Origin of the sequence: Paenibacillus oceani (assembly GCF_014705615.1) — a bacterium.
Taxonomy (GTDB): Bacteria; Bacillota; Bacilli; order Paenibacillales; family NBRC-103111; genus Paenibacillus_AB; species Paenibacillus_AB oceani.
In genome coordinates, this window is sequence record NZ_JACXJA010000001.1 from 292,331 (window position 1) to 308,646 (window position 16,316).

A 16,316-nucleotide genomic window follows, 5' to 3' on the forward strand; every position below is an offset into this window, starting at 1 on the left:
ACCTACTCCATCTCTTCCTGCGCCGCAGCATCGTGAAGGACATGGAAATAATGGTCCATGATCACGACATTGGTCGTGAACAGTCGGCCGAACAGCTCCCGGGTTAGACGGTCATGCTCCACATCGATGCTCGTCCGGTATCGAAGTTCGCCATCTGCTGTATCCAGCTCGAAGCTGCCGACCTCCAAGTCGTAGTTCTCCCCGGTCAGGAATACGGCCATCCCGGCCCGGTGCTCTTCGGGTACGAGCTCCGGATAGACGGAGTAGACGATGCAGATCCGCTTCTCTTCATCCGTACGGACCAGGACGATCCAGGAGCCGTTCATTCCGGTAAACGTGATACGAAGGAGCCCGTCCGCTACCCGTTCATACGGGATTTCCTTGCCGCTCAAGTAACCTTCGACAATCTCGTTCATCGCCGGTCGGGGGTTACCAGATGCCGCTTGAACGGCGGCGGGCTCCGCCCAAAACGTGCGGTACCCTTTTTTAAGCGAACCGGTCCCGAACTCTTCGGGAAGTTTCACTTGCTGCTTCACTTCTAGGATGAGCCAGCTTTCGCTTTGCCGGAGCGCGCGCCCCGCCTCGGAGTCCTGCAGCAACGTTTGCAGCACTTGTTCCGCTTCCGTGCCGTGATGCAAGGCAGCTTTCATCAGACTATGCCGCAATACGGCCCGCAGCTCGATCGGCTGATCGGCTTCGAAGGCCATACCGGCTCCGTCGCTTCTGGCCGCGGCGTGCAGCCCCATCCATTCTCCAGCCATCAATTGGCGGTATACGTCCTGCTGCACCTCGAAGGAGAGCGTACAGGCGAGACGCTCCTCCGCATCGGTCAGCTCCAGCCGCTTGACGGAAGCCGTAAGGCTGTCCCCCGTCAGAGTGCGGAACACGAGTTCATGATCGAAATCCAACCGGGACTGCGCCTTGCTGCCATTTCCTGAACCGGCCATATGCAAGCCTCCTCTACATGATGATGAAAAACGATGGATGATGTGCTTTATGGGTTCGTTGTTGTAGTTGGGATTGGTGTTGTTCCTGGTGTTGCCGTTGGCGTCGTTCACGGCGTTGCCGCAGCTTGATTGCCAAGAGCGGCCAGCGGCGTTTCTTTGCCTCCCCCGCTGAAACCAAGGAACTCATATTTGGCTGTTTTTCCTTTGGAGAGCTCCAATTTGCCCAGCCGCTTCGATTTCTCTACCGCCACCTTAACAACTTCCGCGTCGACTTCCAGAGATTTGCCCTGGCTGGCCTCGATCTCGATTTCCCAATCGGTCCCTACGCCGGCTTCATTGTACTCCCGCTCGAATGATACGGCCAGCTTCAAGGAATTCGACAAAGCGATTTTGCCCACTTGCTCAATCGCAGAGGCACCGGCCTCTTGTCCGGGAAGCCAGGAACGCATCGTGTCGTTTACGGTTTCGTCGCCCATAATCTTTTCGGCGAAGCTGGCTCCGATGCTGTCGAAGTAATTGCCCGTGAAGAGGGCGTCACTGCCCGTATCCAACACGGAGCCGCCTGCCCGGGCTTTCCGATCCGGCTCGTCCGCAATCGCCTTTTGGAATAGCGCGGATATATTTTTGCCCCCGCCTACCGCCGCGGTGACGATTTTGGCCACGTATTGGGTGAAATCTCCGCCTTCCTCCCCGAATTGCGACGGAATGCTGGCCGAAAGTCCCAAGCTCAACTCGCGGAGTTTCCCTCCGATCCGGGTCATTGATCCTTCCGCGCCAAAAGCCACTTTGTCTTTGCCAAACCCGATCTCGATCTCCGCCGCGGCTTCGTAAATATTCCGGATTTCGCCTTTCCCTATACTATTGTTCGCGACCCTTTCCGCTGCCGACAGGACGTTCCCTTGATCGTCCTTGCCCTTCTTTTCGATAATATCTTTGTTGTAAGCGCTGAGCCGTTTATAGGCAAGCTCTCCGGAAAACTCCGCCACGCCGACGTTCGCTTCCATCGCCAGCTTGGTCAGCAAGCCCACATTCACTTTGGCGTCCTCATCCATGCTCTGCTCTTCGATCATCATGGCCCACTTCTCGGCTTCAACGAGCTTCGACTCGCCCGACTTCCCGCCCTGTCCCCAGAAAAAGGCCGCTGCCGGAGGAGCTATGTTGAGTATCTCCCGGTATAGACCGTAGGAGAGCAGATTCATGACCTGATTCGTATCTTTCCCTTCTCCTTCCAAGTATAGCCCGAACCGGAAGTTAGCGTCGAAGCCAAACGTGGTGAAGCCGAGCCCGAACGTAATCTGCGTGCTCACCGTCAGATCGTCCGCTTCCCGCTCCGCCTCGCCTCCGAAGCCGAACAGGAAATAAGCTTGCCCGCCGCCCGAAGCGGATACGAACGGGATCTTCAGCTCAATATCCATCGAACTGGAATCGCCGGGATTCGGCGTGGAAATATCAATGAGCTTGCCTACTTTGCTAAAGCCGCTCTGCAAATCGCCCGCTTCAACCGTATCGACTACCTTTTTGGCGAGCGTTCCCGCTTTCGTGTCATCTTTGATAGCCTCTGTGATTTCTGCGGCTTTTGCAGCGTCCGGAGCTTGCGCAGTTTGCGTATCCGTCGCTTTCGTCCCCTTGGTCAGCTTCCTCGCTTCCAGTTCCGCCGCTTCTTTCTTGTCTTTCGCCATCTTTTCCGCGTGCGCAGTGGCTGCCCGGATCCCTGCTTCCCGGATATCGTCCGGCAGGGCATTCGCTTTCCGGGCTACCGCGTAAGCCCCGCTTTTCCCTACTACCGTCAATGCATCGATCGTAGACGCCTTAGGGATCAGACGCTCCAGAATCGTATCCGCCTCATCGGCCATAACATCGTTTACGAGCTTTTTGGCTTCCTTATGCGCCAGCGCCTTGGCCGCTTCCTTGCGTGCTGCGAGCTGTTCTGCATCCCGATTCGGATTGACTCTAGACATCATGCTCTGGTATTCGGCCATCATCGGGGAGCTAACGGTAGTCGGGGATTGGCTTTGGCGGTCTGCGAATACGTCATCGACCTTCGCGTTAAGCTTGTCCCGGGCCGCTTGTTTATGAGCCTCGCGCAGCTGGTTCAGTTCTTTGGACCTTCTGAAGCCGCTCCGGCCTACGCCCAGCTTCGATAAAACGACCTTTTTCAACGGTTCAAAAAGCGCCAGGTTATAGACATTCTCCATGTCTTTAATATCACTGGTAACGCCGCCGGCTTCTTCTTGTCTAACGACAACCTGATCAACCAGCGTACCGTCCAGATTGATCCGCTTCTCCAGCTCGTCGACTCCGACTGTCCCTACATCAATGGAATCAAAACCGGAAGACGCTCCGGGCGCGGCAGGAGTGAATTTGGCGGCAATGACTAATTTGGAGCTTTTGATTGCTTCCGCAATCGCCGTCTTCGCAAAGGTGTTCAGCTTCTTTTGCGCTTCGTCGGCGGCTTTCGTCTTTTGCTTCTCGAAGGCGGCGTCTTTCAGGCTCGGAGTAACCGAGTCGTAGGCTTTATTCGCTTCGGCCACCATCGCAGGCTTCTTCGTATCGTCATACTGGGCTTGGGCGACTTCTTCGGCATACTCTTTCAATTTGCCGGTTGCAAGGCTTTCGGCACTCTCCTCGGCGTGCTTCAAAGCATCGCTTTTCTGCTCGGCGGAACCTTGGGTCATACTGGCCGATATCTCCGATATGACCTTGGCCTTGACGTTCTCGCGGATCGGCTTCGCCTTCGAATCGGCAGTCAGGTAGGTGTCGAGATCCTTCGTAACTTTCGTTCTTATATCCTGAAATGACGTATCGACAAGTGACGGAACTTTGGCGTCGCGCTCGGCGTCCATTTCCGCTTTGCGCTGCTGCTCCGGGGTTACTACGGGAGCCGGACCGGCTCCTCCCGCCCTTTGCACGGTCGGCTGCCCGGCGCTCATCCTCTGAAGCATCCCCTGGACAGCCCGGTTCCCCATCGTTCGCTGAAGCTGCATGATTTTGGCGCTTGACATCGGGCGTCCATCCCATATACCCGCAGATTCCGTCTCGGCCATACCCGGCTGGGATTGAGATGAGGTCTGGCTATTGGTTGTCCGGTGTACGGATGCATGTTCACTCACAACGAGGCCCCCCTGTAGCTGCTTTGAAACGGCAACTCTATCTATCATTTTCCAATTAACTCTATTGTAACATCTTCCCGGATCACCCACACATACATAAAACGTTCTGACAATATCCGGCATATCGGGCTACACCAAGAAAAAAGGGCGTCGTGCGGCGACTTCGTTTCATCTCGACGGCGAGTGGCAGTTATATCCTAACCGGCTGCTAACCAGCGAAGAGATCGGGGCCGAGGAGAGCCTCGCCCGGGCGATTCAAGTACCCGCTGCGTCAATTCGTAACCGGACATGTGCGGCATCATCACGTCGGCAATCAACAGATCCCATTGCCGGGTGCCCAGCAGCTCCAACACCTCGCGGGGAGAGTAGGCCTCAGCGTTATCGGCCAGCTTGCCGATCCAGGAAGTGAGAACTCCGTTGATCTCGACCTCCGAGGACGCTTGAATGCCTTGCAGCCAGAACGTGACGGGCTGCTGCAACGGGTCGGTTAAAATGCGCAGCCGGTACGTCCCGTATCCGTAAGAGAAAGCGGAGCTTTCATCCAGCGCTTTTCCCCAGTCCCCCGCTCAGCTATATCGACCCGGACAAGATGCGAAGGTTGGGCGAAGCCTTTGCCTCCTTTTTGCGGATCAGCTTCGATTTTCTGAATACCGGCGAACTGGTCGAGCTTTCTCATGACGACGACGGGAAGGGAATGGAGCAAGAGAGGGTTGATCAGCTGCTTCATCCCACGTTGAAAGGAAAGGGCGGGATGGGCGTCTCGAATACGAACCGCCGCCTGATCCAGCTGTACGGCCGGGGCTTGTCCATTCGCAGCAAGCCGTGGGAAGGAACAACGTGTCGTTTGTGATTCCGGATCGCGGGCAGAAGCGGGGCAACTGAACATAGCCGGAACCTTCCCGGGGGGAGCCCAGGAAGTCCGGGAAGAGGAAGCAGCGAGGCGAACTAGCGGCCGTTCGTTTCTTTTGCCTTCGGACTGTATCGGCTCCGTTACAATGGGGATTCGGATGAATGGATATTCAGTCCTGCATTCGAGACAGACAGATCGGCCAGACGCAGATGGGATACATCGCCAAGCCCAACACAACGCGGAACAGCCAACTCCGCGCTGCGCTGCTCCATGACTATCGTCGTCACGGAGCTGGGCGGCAAGAAAAACCCGCTCCACACAAGCGGAAGCGGCAGTTCCAGCAGGACCGAAAGCAATGTCATGCCGAAGCCCAAGTGACAAAAGAGAAGATTACATTCTTGATTCGGTTCCACGATACGGTAAACACCACCTTCGCGCTTATAGCCATGACGCAGAAAAAAAGCGTCCGAATCGGTGCGTACTTGCTCGATCCGAGGAGAAAATGCGCTGTATGGCGGCTGAGCCATATAGGCTGCGTGGTCCAAAACCGGGTAATTGCTGCGTACGGTTTCGCCGGGTACATCCCAACCGGCAAGCAGTGCCCCATTCGCATCGGTTGCCGGACAACTCAGCTCGGCGGCCCAAGGCTGGAGAATGACGGAACTCTGCATCGCATCCGCTGTATATTGTGCGGTGTGCACCGCGCGATTGATCGGCGAGCTGTAAATACGATCATAGCGGCCGCGCTGCTTCAATGCTTGAGCCAGCGCCTGCGCTTCCCGGTGTCCTTGTGCAGTGATCGTATCATTCGGATAATCCGGATCGGCATGGCGAATCATCAATAGTTTCATAATTAGAGCTCCTTGCTTGGAAGTTGATGTGTACAGGTACTGTCAAACCTTGCGGTACGAGAGTGTCCAGGTATGGTCTGAAGCAATCGACACCACGTGTATTGCAGACTGTGCCTCACTAATCATAGCGACGCCATTGACAAACGTTTCGTAGCGGGTGAGTTCCCGAATCTCTGCATGGGGATGAACGTGATGATGCCCCGCGCAGTGAACCAGTTGAAAATCCGGTCGTGCCAAAGCGATGCGTTGGATCATCGCATTGTATCGGGCGACATCCTGCCGGTTGAAATAATGAGCGGGTCCAGCCATCCCATGATGGGAGAACAAGAACACAAGCGATTCCGGGCAGGTGGACATTTCGTGCTCAAGCCATGCGATCGCATCGTCTTGCAAAGCCCCTTCACTCGTCTCAACCAAATGTTGGCCATCCACTCCGATGTTGGTGTCGAGCAGCAGCAGCCGCACACGCACCTTTCCTTTTTGAAGCGCGACGGAACGATTGAATACGCTCCTGGCAATCACGGCGCGCTCTGCGTAGCCCAATTGCTCCACGAGAGAAACGTATCCGTTGTCGAGGTCGTGATTGCCTATAACGACTTCTTTTGGAACCGTAATGCGCTCCCAATCTTCCAAAAACGAAGCAAGTGACTGTTTGTGATCGGTAATATCTCCGGTGCAAATTACAACGTCCGGCTGTTCTTTTTGAATCGTATCCACGGCTTTGCGCAGCTTCTGTTTGGCGGCATAATAGTGCCGATTGCCCCGGATCGCGCCTTCTGCATCAGGCTGGTCTGTGACTGCGTCGACAAGATGCAAATCAGTTAACCAGTAAAGATGAAGCTCATCTGAAGAAAGCACAAGGGCTGCGGCTTCGGGTACTACCAAGGGTGGACGAGACGCAGTCATATAGATCATTCCTTTCCGATCATTTGGATGTGACGTATTCTGTTGAAATTTACGTCAGGATGCTTGTCGCACGCCACTGCCCCGGTGTTCCCGCCTCCGTACAAATCCAGCCAAGAGGTTGTCCCGCTGCAGGTTGTGCATGCGTCAAGGTATCGCCGATCTCGTAGTTCGCGTATTGATGCGCGGCTTGAGGCGGCTCCACGGCCGTACCCTGCAAGGTACGCGGAAGGTGGTCATGAATCAAGCGCAGTGCCGTTGTCTGTCCGCAGCTGTCCTCCTGTTCTATCCATGGATGTAAGGAGACAGCCGCAATATCCAATGATGCTGTTGACGTCGTGGATGTATTCATCAAGATGACATCGACCGCCACAGTACCAGCGGGAGGAAACAGAAACGCGAGTTCCGTGTTGAGCGCCGTAAATCGTCCCGGCTTGCTTCTGTTGAGTGAGACCGCTTGCTCTCCGAGCTTCTGACCCGCTGCATCCCAGTACCGGGCCCTTCCTTGCACAGAAATAAAGTTGACGTTTTGTGCCGGATAATGTGCGCGGCTCGTTATCGCAAGAACAAAACCATTCGTGGTTCCCGTTGCAATTCGACGGCTTGTACGAACCATGACTACACCGTTTGCCTGCGACGGGTTAAGCCGCAGCATCCGAAACCCGTTCTCGGTGATTCGTGTAAAATAGTCGCTGCTCAGCGTGGAGTAATGCAAAATCCAGTGTGATTGTCCGGTAGAGCTCACGCTCGTCACATACGGATCCGGCAACAGGTTATGTCCGAGCGACAAGCTTGTGCCGAACCGGGCCGATCCGGCAAATACCGTTGCCAGTTTCCAGTTCGTAACGGTTTCAATGCGACAATTACGGAAAGTGACATCCGCGCCATCATAGTTCAGTTCCTGAATATGTGTGTTCGTAAAGCTGCTGCGTGTAATAGAGTTTCCGGTATACGCATTTTCCTTCATCGTGACAAGAGAGAAGCGCCCGCCTTCGACATGTACATGCTCGATCGGAACAGAAGCGTTGTTCGGCTCGAAATTAAGATGACATGTCTCTTGCAGCGAACGAGGCTGATAAATGGTAATATGCGAGCTCCCCTCCAAAATTGCGATATCCGCTTGGCTGTTATCACCAAATGTACATTGATCGATAACGATGTGACGAGCATGACTCATGTAAAGCCCCCACGCATTCGGCTTGTTTGAAGCGTGGCGAAACCCTTGGAAGGTACAGTTGCGAATAGTGACATATTCCCGGTTCGATAGTTCACCTCGGTTCCATTCCAGATCTTGTTCCAGGCAATTGAAATGCAGATTTTCATAATAGGCATGGTTTGCAAATCCAAGTAGTACCACACTTGATCCAGTCAGGTGAAATAAGTCTATCCGGGGATGGCCGATCCCTGTGACACGTTGTCCGGCAACACCTTGAAATTTTGACAACCGATAAGCGTGGGCAGTTGCAGGAATAACAATTGTCGAGCCCGCTGCAAAAGCGCGCTGGAATGCTTCTGTATCATCAGTGACACCATCTCCGGCAGCTCCAAACCATGTGACCAGCAAAGCGCCTGTGTGAACGCGTTTCAACCTTGCTCCTGTTGGAGTAACCACAACGGTACCGGTATTGTCGAGCGAGGCGGTATCGGCTGGATCGTAATAAAACAGCCCTTCCTGTCCGCGACTATGGACCGGATAGATCACATCCGGATCAGGTGAATGCAACTGCCGCAGTTCATCCACTGTCATGGACGCACAACAGTTGGCGGTCTGTGCACGGAAAGGAGGAGGGAGTTGCTTTTCTTCAGCTTCAACGGCTAGAGGAGACAAACTGCCAGCGACCAATCCTGCACCTGCTATGCTCATCGTACCAAGCAGTTTTCGTCTGCTCCAATTAAGGTGTTCGTTTGTCATAAGAGCCTCCTATTTGAAAATGGTTTATTTGGCCGGTGGTTGTTGCTTGCTTAATTCGATATTTGCTTTCTCATTGGCGGTACGCAGTGCTGTATTGATATCGATTTCCCCGCGCAGCACACTGCTTACAAGCGGATTTAGCTGTTTTTTGACAATAACATCATACGGGTGAACCTTGGGGTAGGGCGCAGGCTTCATCTGCAGCGCTTGTACGATATTTGTTCCCTTGACTGTTGCAATATCGGCACCGTAATTTTGTCGCAAAGCCGGCGATGGGATCGCCGAGACGCGACCGCGCGAGATAACAGCCTGGTTCTCCTCGGATGCGAGGAATGTCACTGCCATCCCTGCTTCTTTCGGATGCGGGCTATTAAAGGGTACAAGCAGGCTGTGGAAATCCAGCTGCATCCCGACTGGTTTGCTGTCCGTAAATACGGGAACCGTAACGACATCCCAATCCATGGGTACGCCATTGCGATGCAGTTCTTCCAAATTTTTGACCATGCCGTTTACCCAGTACAAGTACATACCTACGTCTCGTTTTTTTGTGAAGCTGGTGATTGTACCGGAATAATGTCCTTCCGGAGTTAAGTTGTCCGGTATACTGGTAATGAGGTTCATCGTATCAAAGACACGTTTCCAGGAAGGTGTTTCCAAGGTAGCCTTGTTCGTCGCTGCATCGTAGTATGTCGCAGATACCTGTCCAGCCAAATGCTCATAGCTGTTAATATCGATTCCCCGATATCGTTGACCTTCACTTACGCGTGCGATTTTTTTGCTGAGTGCAATGGCTTGTTCCCAAGTCATCTGGTCGGTTGGATAGGCCACGCCAAACTGATCGAAGATCGTCTTGTTGTAGAACAAGGCGAACGGGTTCAGGTATAGTGGCAGACCGTATATGGATTGCCCGTCGCCAAATGCCTGAATCGCTTCTATTGTCGACGGTTCATACCTGGAGAGGTCCAGGGAAGCGGCCCGAATAGCCGGTGTCAGATCGGCAAGCAGCTGCAGCTCCTTCAGCTTCGGAAACTGCTCGATACCGGTAAACAGGATATCCGGTCGTGTACCGGTTGTAATTAACTCGTCGATCGTTGGTTTTCCGTCGGATGAATCGATGCGCTCTAATGTGATGTGCGGATATTTCTTTTTTAACGGTTCGACGATATAATTTGTGTAATCATGATCACTTAGCTGTGGTCCGTAGCGATAGAATGTTAATGTGACCGCTTCTACCTTGACTTCGCTATTGTCTGCATCCGGCGTCCTGAACGAACAAGCGGCTAACACGCTTACGCTTAAACTCACACTGAGGGATAGGGCACATAGACGTTTGAATGTGAACATGGGAAACCTCTCCTCTTTTCGACTTGACTAGTCGTAGCTACACCCTGATCATAGCGAATTCGACTCTTGAACTAAATGGCACTAGGTAGTCATTTTTTTAACAATTGGTAGACAGAAACAGGAGGGGTACAATGCTGTGGACCGAGAACCCGATTGAGTGGTATCATACGTGGCGGTATGTCCCGGATGCATTCGACAAGCTCGGCGGACTATGGCCGCTTCACTTGGGACATAACATCGCGAAATCCCATTATACTAACGGTCCACGGCAAACGACATATGCAGATATCCATGTCGTGATGGAGGGGCGCGTTCGCTTTCAACATGGCGATCAAACGGTTGTATTGGATGCAGGCGATTTGTTTTGCAAATATCCCGATACACCGTACACCTACGCCGCAGAGCCGAGTGACGTCCCGCTGCGCATGATCTGGCTTGCCTTCGACGGTCCGCAAGTATGGCCGCTGCTCGGTATGATCGGGTTTGCTCCGGAACGTCCGTACCAGCGGCAGTCTGTCGATCAGGAATGCAGCATACTGCTGCAGCAGATGGTACGCTGGAGTCACGGGGAAGCGACTGAGCGTATGATGATGTACAGTTGGATGTACCGATTGTTCCACAAGTTGATCCCAGTACGGCACAGCGGGTCGGTTGCGGATTGGGTACAGAGAGGGATCGACTACATGCAAGCAAATTTTATGGAATCGATAGGTGTTTCTGATGTAGCGGACTATATAGGGGTTCATCGTACATATTTGACTCGCTTGTTCACAAAAGCGATTGGCATGCCTCCTACTGCGTACTTGTGCAAGCTGCGGATGGAGCAGGCGATGTATTATTTGAGGGAAACGCAATTGACGGTGACGGCCATTGCACATTCTGTCGGCTACCCGGACATTTATACGTTTACCCGTGCATTCTCACGGTATTACGGCATGTCTCCGCGCCATTTTAAGACTTATAATCATAATTAATTGTAGTCTGGAAGCAGCGAAGCCCCGAAAGGAAGGCACCCTTGTCGATTCTTGGGGAATAAGCATTCGCACACATCTCTGAGAAGCGCTGCTCTCAGGACCAAATAACAACTTTTGACTCTCTCTGCGAAACCCGGCAGCATTCTCAACGTATCAGGGATTGTGTCATTCAGAAAAGAGGAGGAATCCCGTCATGTCCATGTTCAAACGAATGCTTGCGAGCGTCGGGATCGGAGCGGCCCAAGTCAATCTCATGCTCCATCAAGATGTGGTGAATGCGGGAGATACGATCAGCGGTGTCGTCCGGATTGAAGGGGGCCGCGTCGATCAGCAGGTGGATGACGTGTACGCCTTCGTCATGACGCGTTATCTAAACGAGATGAACGACCGGAAGTCCGAGGTGGACGCGGAAGTAGGCAAATTTCTGCTTGCCGGGAAGTTTACTGTAGAAGCGGGACAAGTGTATGAGTTTCCCGTCTCGTTTCAGCTCCCGGTGATTACGCCGGCGACGATGGGCCGGACGCCCGTGTGGATTCAAACAGGGCTGGATATTAAGGAAGCGGTCGATCCGAAGGATCGGGACTCGCTGCAAGTAAGGCCGCACCCGTTCGCTGCGGTTGTTCTCGAGGCGGCCGGCCGGCTGGGCTTCCGGCTTCGGGAAGTCACGTGCGAATACGCGCCGTATTTCAGCCGGGCCAACGGATTGTCCTTTGTGCAGGAATTCGAATTCGTCCCTACGACACAGTTCCGGGGCCAGCTCGACGAGCTGGAAATCATATTTTACCCGGACGAAGACGGAATCGACCTAATGCTGCAGATCGACCGCAAGGCGCGCGGGCTGGCCGGCTTGTTCGCCGAAGCGTTTGACGCCGACGAGCAGCTCGTCAAGGTACGGTTCGACCGGAATCAGCTTGCCTCCGGAGCAAGCTATATCGCCGAACAGTTGGCCGAGACGATCCGCAGGTATGTGTAATCGGACGCCATCCTACAAGGCGGCCTGACACCAAGAAGCCTCTTCCGGTGCGGAAGGGCTTCTTTCCCGTTTCTACAAGTATCAACGGCGGTTGAATACCTGCTAGGGAGACGACGAACTGCGCGATACCCGAAACTCCTGCGGAGTCACCTCGTTTTGTTTTTTGAAAAACCGGATAAACGCAAGCGCCGAGCTGTATCCGAGCTGAGCCGCAATCTCGTTCACCTTCATCGGGGTGTTCAGAAGCATCTCTTTCGCGGTTACATTTTTATAATCGTTCACGTATTTCGACAGCCCGATCCCGGTCATCTGCTTGTACAGCCTGGACAAATACGACGGATTCAAGCCCACGTAATCGGCCAGAGCCGTCAGCGAGATGTCGGTCGAGATATGCTCCTCGATATACCGGTGCACTTTATCGACAACTTCGGTCGGCAGCTGCGAGCCCCGCAGCGCATTCCATTCGAAGAAGCAATCGGCGATCTGCCAGTAGTATTCGATCAGCCCCAGCCAGGAAGCCGAGTCGTCATGACGGAACAACCGGTCGAGGTCCACCTGCAAATTGACGTAATCGCGGATGTCCCGGTATTTGTGCAAATAAAACAAAAATACGGACGAAAGCGAATGGTACAATTCCGTTTTCCGCTCATGGGGGACGTCCGGGTCGTTCCATATCGAGGTCAGCTCGACAAACAGCTTGTTGAACTGCTCCCGGTGATTGTTCTCCAGACACGTCATGAGCAGTTGGACCCGGGCGTGATACACCCCGTCATGATACCCGTCCGCCTTATCCGGACCATCCGCCTTCTGAATGTCCTTGTCGGTCATTATGACCTCATGCAGCAAGCCGTGCCCTTGCATCAGACCGTATTTGAGCGAATGAAACCGGTTCGACAGACCGCTCCAGTCGATCGCCTCGCTTCCGAACAAAAACGATACCGACAGCCGCAGCAGCTTCCTGCATGTCGCCTGCACGTTCTCCAGAATTCCGCTCGTGTAGCGGTGGGCTCTTACCCAGTCCAGGCTGCCGGTCTGGCTGGACGACTCGCCCGATGCTTTCGGCTGGATGATCCACACGATCTTGGACAGCTCGAATACGACCGAGTAACTCCTCACTTGCGCCGACAAATACTCATCGCCAATATTTTGCAGCGCATAGGTGAGCAGCGCCTTGTCGGGCATCGTGAACATCTCTTTCCAGGCGTCAACCCTTCCGAGCAGCAAATAAACCGGCTGGGCGGCGTCAAGCGAAATGTCGATTTCCTTGAAAGCCTGCCTCAGCTCGCTCTCCGTCACCTGCTTGCCTTGGAAGAGTCCCCACATGTACTCCTTTTGCAGCGAAGGCAACGCCAACCGCATACGGGACTGCGCTCTCGTGACGATCTGCATCTGGTCCTGCTCTTCTTCGATTTTGGCAATCGCCCGCTCTACCGATCCGATAATTTTCTCGTCGCTTTCCACCTTGAGAATATAGTCAAACCCGCCGTAGGTTATGGCATTCCTCGCATAATGGAACTCATTGTAGCCGGTCAGGAAGATCACCTTGCAGGCCGGCCACTGCGACTTGATTTCCTGCAGCAGCTCGATGCCTTCGATTCCCGGCATCTTGATATCCGACACGACGATATCGATCCGCCGCTCGGACAATATCTTCAAGGCTTCTTCGCCCGAATAAGCGCTCATCACCTCAAGCTGCAGGTGGTCGGTCTGTTCGAACAGCTCGAGCAGGCCCTCGACGATAATAGGAAGGTCATCCACGATTAGCAGTCGGTACATGCCGCTCCTCCCTCTAGCTTATTATGCTCAGTTTGATCCGGACCCGCAGCCCGCCCAGCTCGGATCGCGACACAGTGATGCCGTATTCCTCTCCGTAACGCAGCTGAATCCGGCGGTGCACATTCAGAATTCCCGTCGTCTCCTCGATCTGCTTCGACGAATACCGCAGCTTTTTCTGAAGCTGGCCGATGTCCTCATCCGTGAGGCTCTGGCCGTTATCTTCCACGTACAAGGCGAAATCGCCGTCCTCCCGTTCGCTGTGCACCCATAGTTCGCCCGGCCCGAGCATATTGCCGAGCGCATGCTTATACGCGTTCTCGATAATCGGCTGCAGGATGAGTCTCGGAACGGAGATCGCAGGAAATTCCCCGTCGAAGGCGACTTCGATCCGCTCCCCGTAGCAGATCGTCTGCATCTCGACATACGTCCGCGAATGCTCCACCTCAAGCTCCAACGGGATTTCGTCCTCATCGTTGCGGGTAATGAACTGAAAGTATTGTCCGATATATAAACAAAACTGGTACGCTTTCTCTTTCTGGTTGTCGGATTTGATCAGCCGGCAGAGCACAAAGAAACAGTTGTATAAAAAATGAGGATTGATCTGCGATTGCAGCCGTTTCAGCTCCGACCGCTGATTGCGGATCTGCTGCTCGTAGTTTTCCTCGATGAGCGTCTTCAAGGACCGCACCGTATCGTTAAACGCTTGATACAAATAGCCAAACTCATCCGCACCGCGGTCGATGACGATCGGGTCGAGACGGTTCTGCTGAACGCGACGGAAGGAGTGCACCAGCTTCATAAGCGGCCGGTAAATCAACCGCAGCAGAAAATAAGTGAAAAACAGCACGATACACACGGCAAGCGCGCAAGCCCACCAAAATAACGTCCGGTACACATCCAGAGATCCGAGCGCCATCTCTTCGGGGATGACGGTGATTGCATACGCCTTCCAGAGGCTCGAATATTTGTACACGGCCAGATGCTTCTTATTGTCGTACACGATCGTCTCGTAGCCTTCGCCCGACTGCAGCTCCTGCTTCTCCATCGCGAACGATTTCATTTGTCCCAGCAGCTCCGGAGCCATCCCGGTCTCGATGTCCCAGCCCAGCTCCATATTCAGCAGCACGCTCTGCCCGCCGCGCGGGCGGCCGATTTGCGCCAGCGTATCCTTGATCTTGGCCGTGGACAGCTCGACCCCTACGATGTACATCGGGCTTTTGACCGCATTCGTCGGATACCGCATCGTGATGAACAGCCGGTTTTTCCAGAAAATAAACGGAGCCTCGTACAGATTCGCATTTTGCTGCATCGCTTTATATTCGTCCTCGTCCAGAAACGTCTCGTAGTCGTTGCTTAGGATGCTTCGTCTGATAAGCGGAATGTACGCCTTGGCTTCTTGAATAAAAGGACTGGAATGCTTCATCAGCTCCAGCCGCCGCTGAATGTCCAATATATTGCGCGACCGCTCGTATGAGCTCATCTCGTTGCCTGTAGCCGCCACTTCCATCAGATCGGTATCCATCACATAGTTCGGCAAATACCGGCTGATTCGATCCGCCTCCTGGTCCAGCGAATCCATATAAAACCGCGTCGTGTTCAGTACCGACTCCGTAATCTCGCTGCGGATATGCTCCGCGCCCTTCTCGTTGATCGTCCATGTGATCGCCATCAGCGGCAGCAAAGCCGCCAGGAAAGCAGCCATAATCTTTTTGAAAATCGAGGAATCGCGCAAAAAGAACAAGCTGTTCATCGTAAACTCTCCTGTCGCGGCCTGGTTGTCCGGTTACCCTTTGACGCTCCCCATCACGATCCCTTTAATGAAAAGCTTCTGCAGGAACGGATAAACGATCAGAATCGGGAAGGCCGCTACGAATATTTGGGCCGCCCGGCTCGTACGATCCGACAGCTTCAGCATCAGCTCGGCGTTCTCCGCCTTAATGAAGCGGAAATCCATCTGAATAATGACTGTCTGAAGGAACGTCTGGAGCGGGTAATTTTCAGTATGATTCATGTATAACATTCCGTCAAACCAGCTGTTCCAATGCCCCACCATCGTAAACAGTCCCGTCGTGGCGAGCGCAGGCAGGGACAAGGGCACATAGATTTTCCACAGTGTCGTAAAATGCCCCGCTCCGTCGATCCGCGAAGACTCCTCCAGCTCCTTGGGCAGACTGCGGTAAAAGTTCAGCAGCAGAATGACGTTGAATACCGGAACCGCCGTCGGCAGAATCAGCGCCCAGAGCGTATCGATCAGACCGAGCGATTTTACCGTTAAGTAAGTAGGAATCAATCCGCCGTTGAACAAGATCGTAAATACGAAAAACCAGGCGTACCAGGTTCTCAGCCGGAACTGATGAGACTCCTTGGACAGCGGATACGCCGTCAGGATGACCAGAAACATGCTGAGCGACGTGCCCAGCACGACCCGCTGGACCGATACCCAGAACGCGCGCAAATATTCGGGCTTGCCGAATACGTTGTTGTAAGCCGCCGTCGTGAATTCGACCGGCCACAGCGTCACTTTGCCGGCCGCGGCCGCGGCTCCGGAGCTGAACGAGATCGCCAAAATATGAATGATCGGCATCAGGCACAGGAAGGACAGGAGCGCCAGGAAGATGAAGTTGCACACGACGAATACCCTTCTGCCTAGTGATGTCTTTATAGTCACGGTAAGTC

Annotated in this window: 11 protein-coding genes and 2 pseudogenes; 3 read left to right on the forward strand and 10 right to left on the reverse strand. The window is 53.8% G+C overall.

Going from position 1 to position 16,316, the window contains the following annotated elements; genetic code table 11:
• Positions 1-2: 2 nt before the first annotated feature.
• From IDH45_RS01315 to IDH45_RS35170, 3 genes and pseudogenes are all read right to left on the reverse strand, one after another.
• On the reverse strand, positions 3-947 hold the full coding sequence (locus tag IDH45_RS01315) for a YbjN domain-containing protein (protein ID WP_190923897.1): 945 nt from the start codon (positions 945-947) through the stop codon (positions 3-5).
• Between the two features lie 107 nt (positions 948-1,054).
• Complete coding sequence (locus IDH45_RS01320) at positions 1,055-4,057, reverse strand: hypothetical protein (protein WP_190923899.1); 3,003 nt, start codon at positions 4,055-4,057, stop codon at positions 1,055-1,057.
• A gap of 254 nt (positions 4,058-4,311) precedes the next feature.
• Positions 4,312-4,422 (reverse strand): annotated as a pseudogene (locus IDH45_RS35170) (hypothetical protein); the annotation flags it as partial.
• 200 nt (positions 4,423-4,622) lie between these two features.
• Here IDH45_RS35170 and IDH45_RS01330 point away from each other — a divergent pair.
• A pseudogene (locus tag IDH45_RS01330) lies at positions 4,623-4,939 on the forward strand (sensor histidine kinase); the annotation flags it as partial.
• Positions 4,940-5,047: 108 nt separating this feature from the next.
• Here IDH45_RS01330 and IDH45_RS01335 read toward each other — a convergent pair.
• From IDH45_RS01335 to IDH45_RS01350, 4 genes are read right to left on the reverse strand one after another with little or no spacing between them, the layout of a single operon-like run.
• A complete protein-coding gene (locus IDH45_RS01335) occupies positions 5,048-5,758 on the reverse strand; it encodes a histidine phosphatase family protein (RefSeq protein WP_190923903.1) in 711 nt (236 codons plus the stop codon).
• A 42-nt stretch (positions 5,759-5,800) separates the two neighbouring features.
• Entirely contained in the window at positions 5,801-6,664 is an 864-nt protein-coding gene (locus IDH45_RS01340; RefSeq protein ID WP_190923905.1) for a metallophosphoesterase family protein, read from the reverse strand.
• A gap of 49 nt (positions 6,665-6,713) precedes the next feature.
• Entirely contained in the window at positions 6,714-8,573 is a 1,860-nt protein-coding gene (locus IDH45_RS01345; protein ID WP_190923907.1) for a right-handed parallel beta-helix repeat-containing protein, read from the reverse strand.
• Positions 8,574-8,597: 24 nt separating this feature from the next.
• A complete protein-coding gene (locus IDH45_RS01350) occupies positions 8,598-9,917 on the reverse strand; it encodes an ABC transporter substrate-binding protein (protein ID WP_190923909.1) in 1,320 nt (439 codons plus the stop codon).
• Between the two features lie 131 nt (positions 9,918-10,048).
• Between IDH45_RS01350 and IDH45_RS01355 the strand changes: the two genes are divergently transcribed.
• Both IDH45_RS01355 and IDH45_RS01360 read left to right on the forward strand, forming a co-directional pair.
• Complete coding sequence (locus IDH45_RS01355; RefSeq protein WP_190923911.1) at positions 10,049-10,891, forward strand: AraC family transcriptional regulator; 843 nt, start codon at positions 10,049-10,051, stop codon at positions 10,889-10,891.
• A 193-nt stretch (positions 10,892-11,084) separates the two neighbouring features.
• Positions 11,085-11,864 (forward strand): sporulation protein, encoded by a 780-nt coding sequence (locus tag IDH45_RS01360; RefSeq protein ID WP_190923913.1) that lies wholly within the window; start codon positions 11,085-11,087, stop codon positions 11,862-11,864.
• Positions 11,865-11,966: 102 nt separating this feature from the next.
• On the opposite strand, the gene IDH45_RS01365 is transcribed toward IDH45_RS01360, so the two are convergent.
• The 3 genes from IDH45_RS01365 to IDH45_RS01375 are packed head-to-tail and all read right to left on the reverse strand — an operon-like array spanning position 11,967 to position 16,308.
• Complete coding sequence (locus IDH45_RS01365) at positions 11,967-13,640, reverse strand: response regulator (protein WP_190923914.1); 1,674 nt, start codon at positions 13,638-13,640, stop codon at positions 11,967-11,969.
• 13 nt (positions 13,641-13,653) lie between these two features.
• Positions 13,654-15,390, reverse strand: coding sequence for a sensor histidine kinase (locus IDH45_RS01370; protein ID WP_190923916.1), 1,737 nt, complete (start codon positions 15,388-15,390; stop codon positions 13,654-13,656).
• A gap of 33 nt (positions 15,391-15,423) precedes the next feature.
• On the reverse strand, positions 15,424-16,308 hold the full coding sequence (locus IDH45_RS01375; protein WP_190923917.1) for a carbohydrate ABC transporter permease: 885 nt from the start codon (positions 16,306-16,308) through the stop codon (positions 15,424-15,426).
• Positions 16,309-16,316 lie beyond the last annotated feature (8 nt).

Excerpts from the sequence above, each read along its gene's own strand:
- IDH45_RS01315 (WP_190923897.1), bottom strand. The coding sequence starts at position 947 with ATGGCCGGTTCAGGAAATGGCAGCAAGGCGCAGTCCCGGTTGGATTTC.
- IDH45_RS01335 (WP_190923903.1), bottom strand. The coding sequence starts at position 5,758 with ATGAAACTATTGATGATTCGCCATGCCGATCCGGATTATCCGAATGAT.
- IDH45_RS01340 (WP_190923905.1), bottom strand. The coding sequence starts at position 6,664 with ATGACTGCGTCTCGTCCACCCTTGGTAGTACCCGAAGCCGCAGCCCTT.
- IDH45_RS01345 (WP_190923907.1), bottom strand. The coding sequence starts at position 8,573 with ATGACAAACGAACACCTTAATTGGAGCAGACGAAAACTGCTTGGTACG.
- IDH45_RS01350 (WP_190923909.1), bottom strand. The coding sequence starts at position 9,917 with ATGTTCACATTCAAACGTCTATGTGCCCTATCCCTCAGTGTGAGTTTA.
- IDH45_RS01355 (WP_190923911.1), top strand. The coding sequence starts at position 10,049 with ATGCTGTGGACCGAGAACCCGATTGAGTGGTATCATACGTGGCGGTAT.
- IDH45_RS01360 (WP_190923913.1), top strand. The coding sequence starts at position 11,085 with ATGTCCATGTTCAAACGAATGCTTGCGAGCGTCGGGATCGGAGCGGCC.
- IDH45_RS01365 (WP_190923914.1), bottom strand. The coding sequence starts at position 13,640 with ATGTACCGACTGCTAATCGTGGATGACCTTCCTATTATCGTCGAGGGC.
- IDH45_RS01370 (WP_190923916.1), bottom strand. The coding sequence starts at position 15,390 with ATGAACAGCTTGTTCTTTTTGCGCGATTCCTCGATTTTCAAAAAGATT.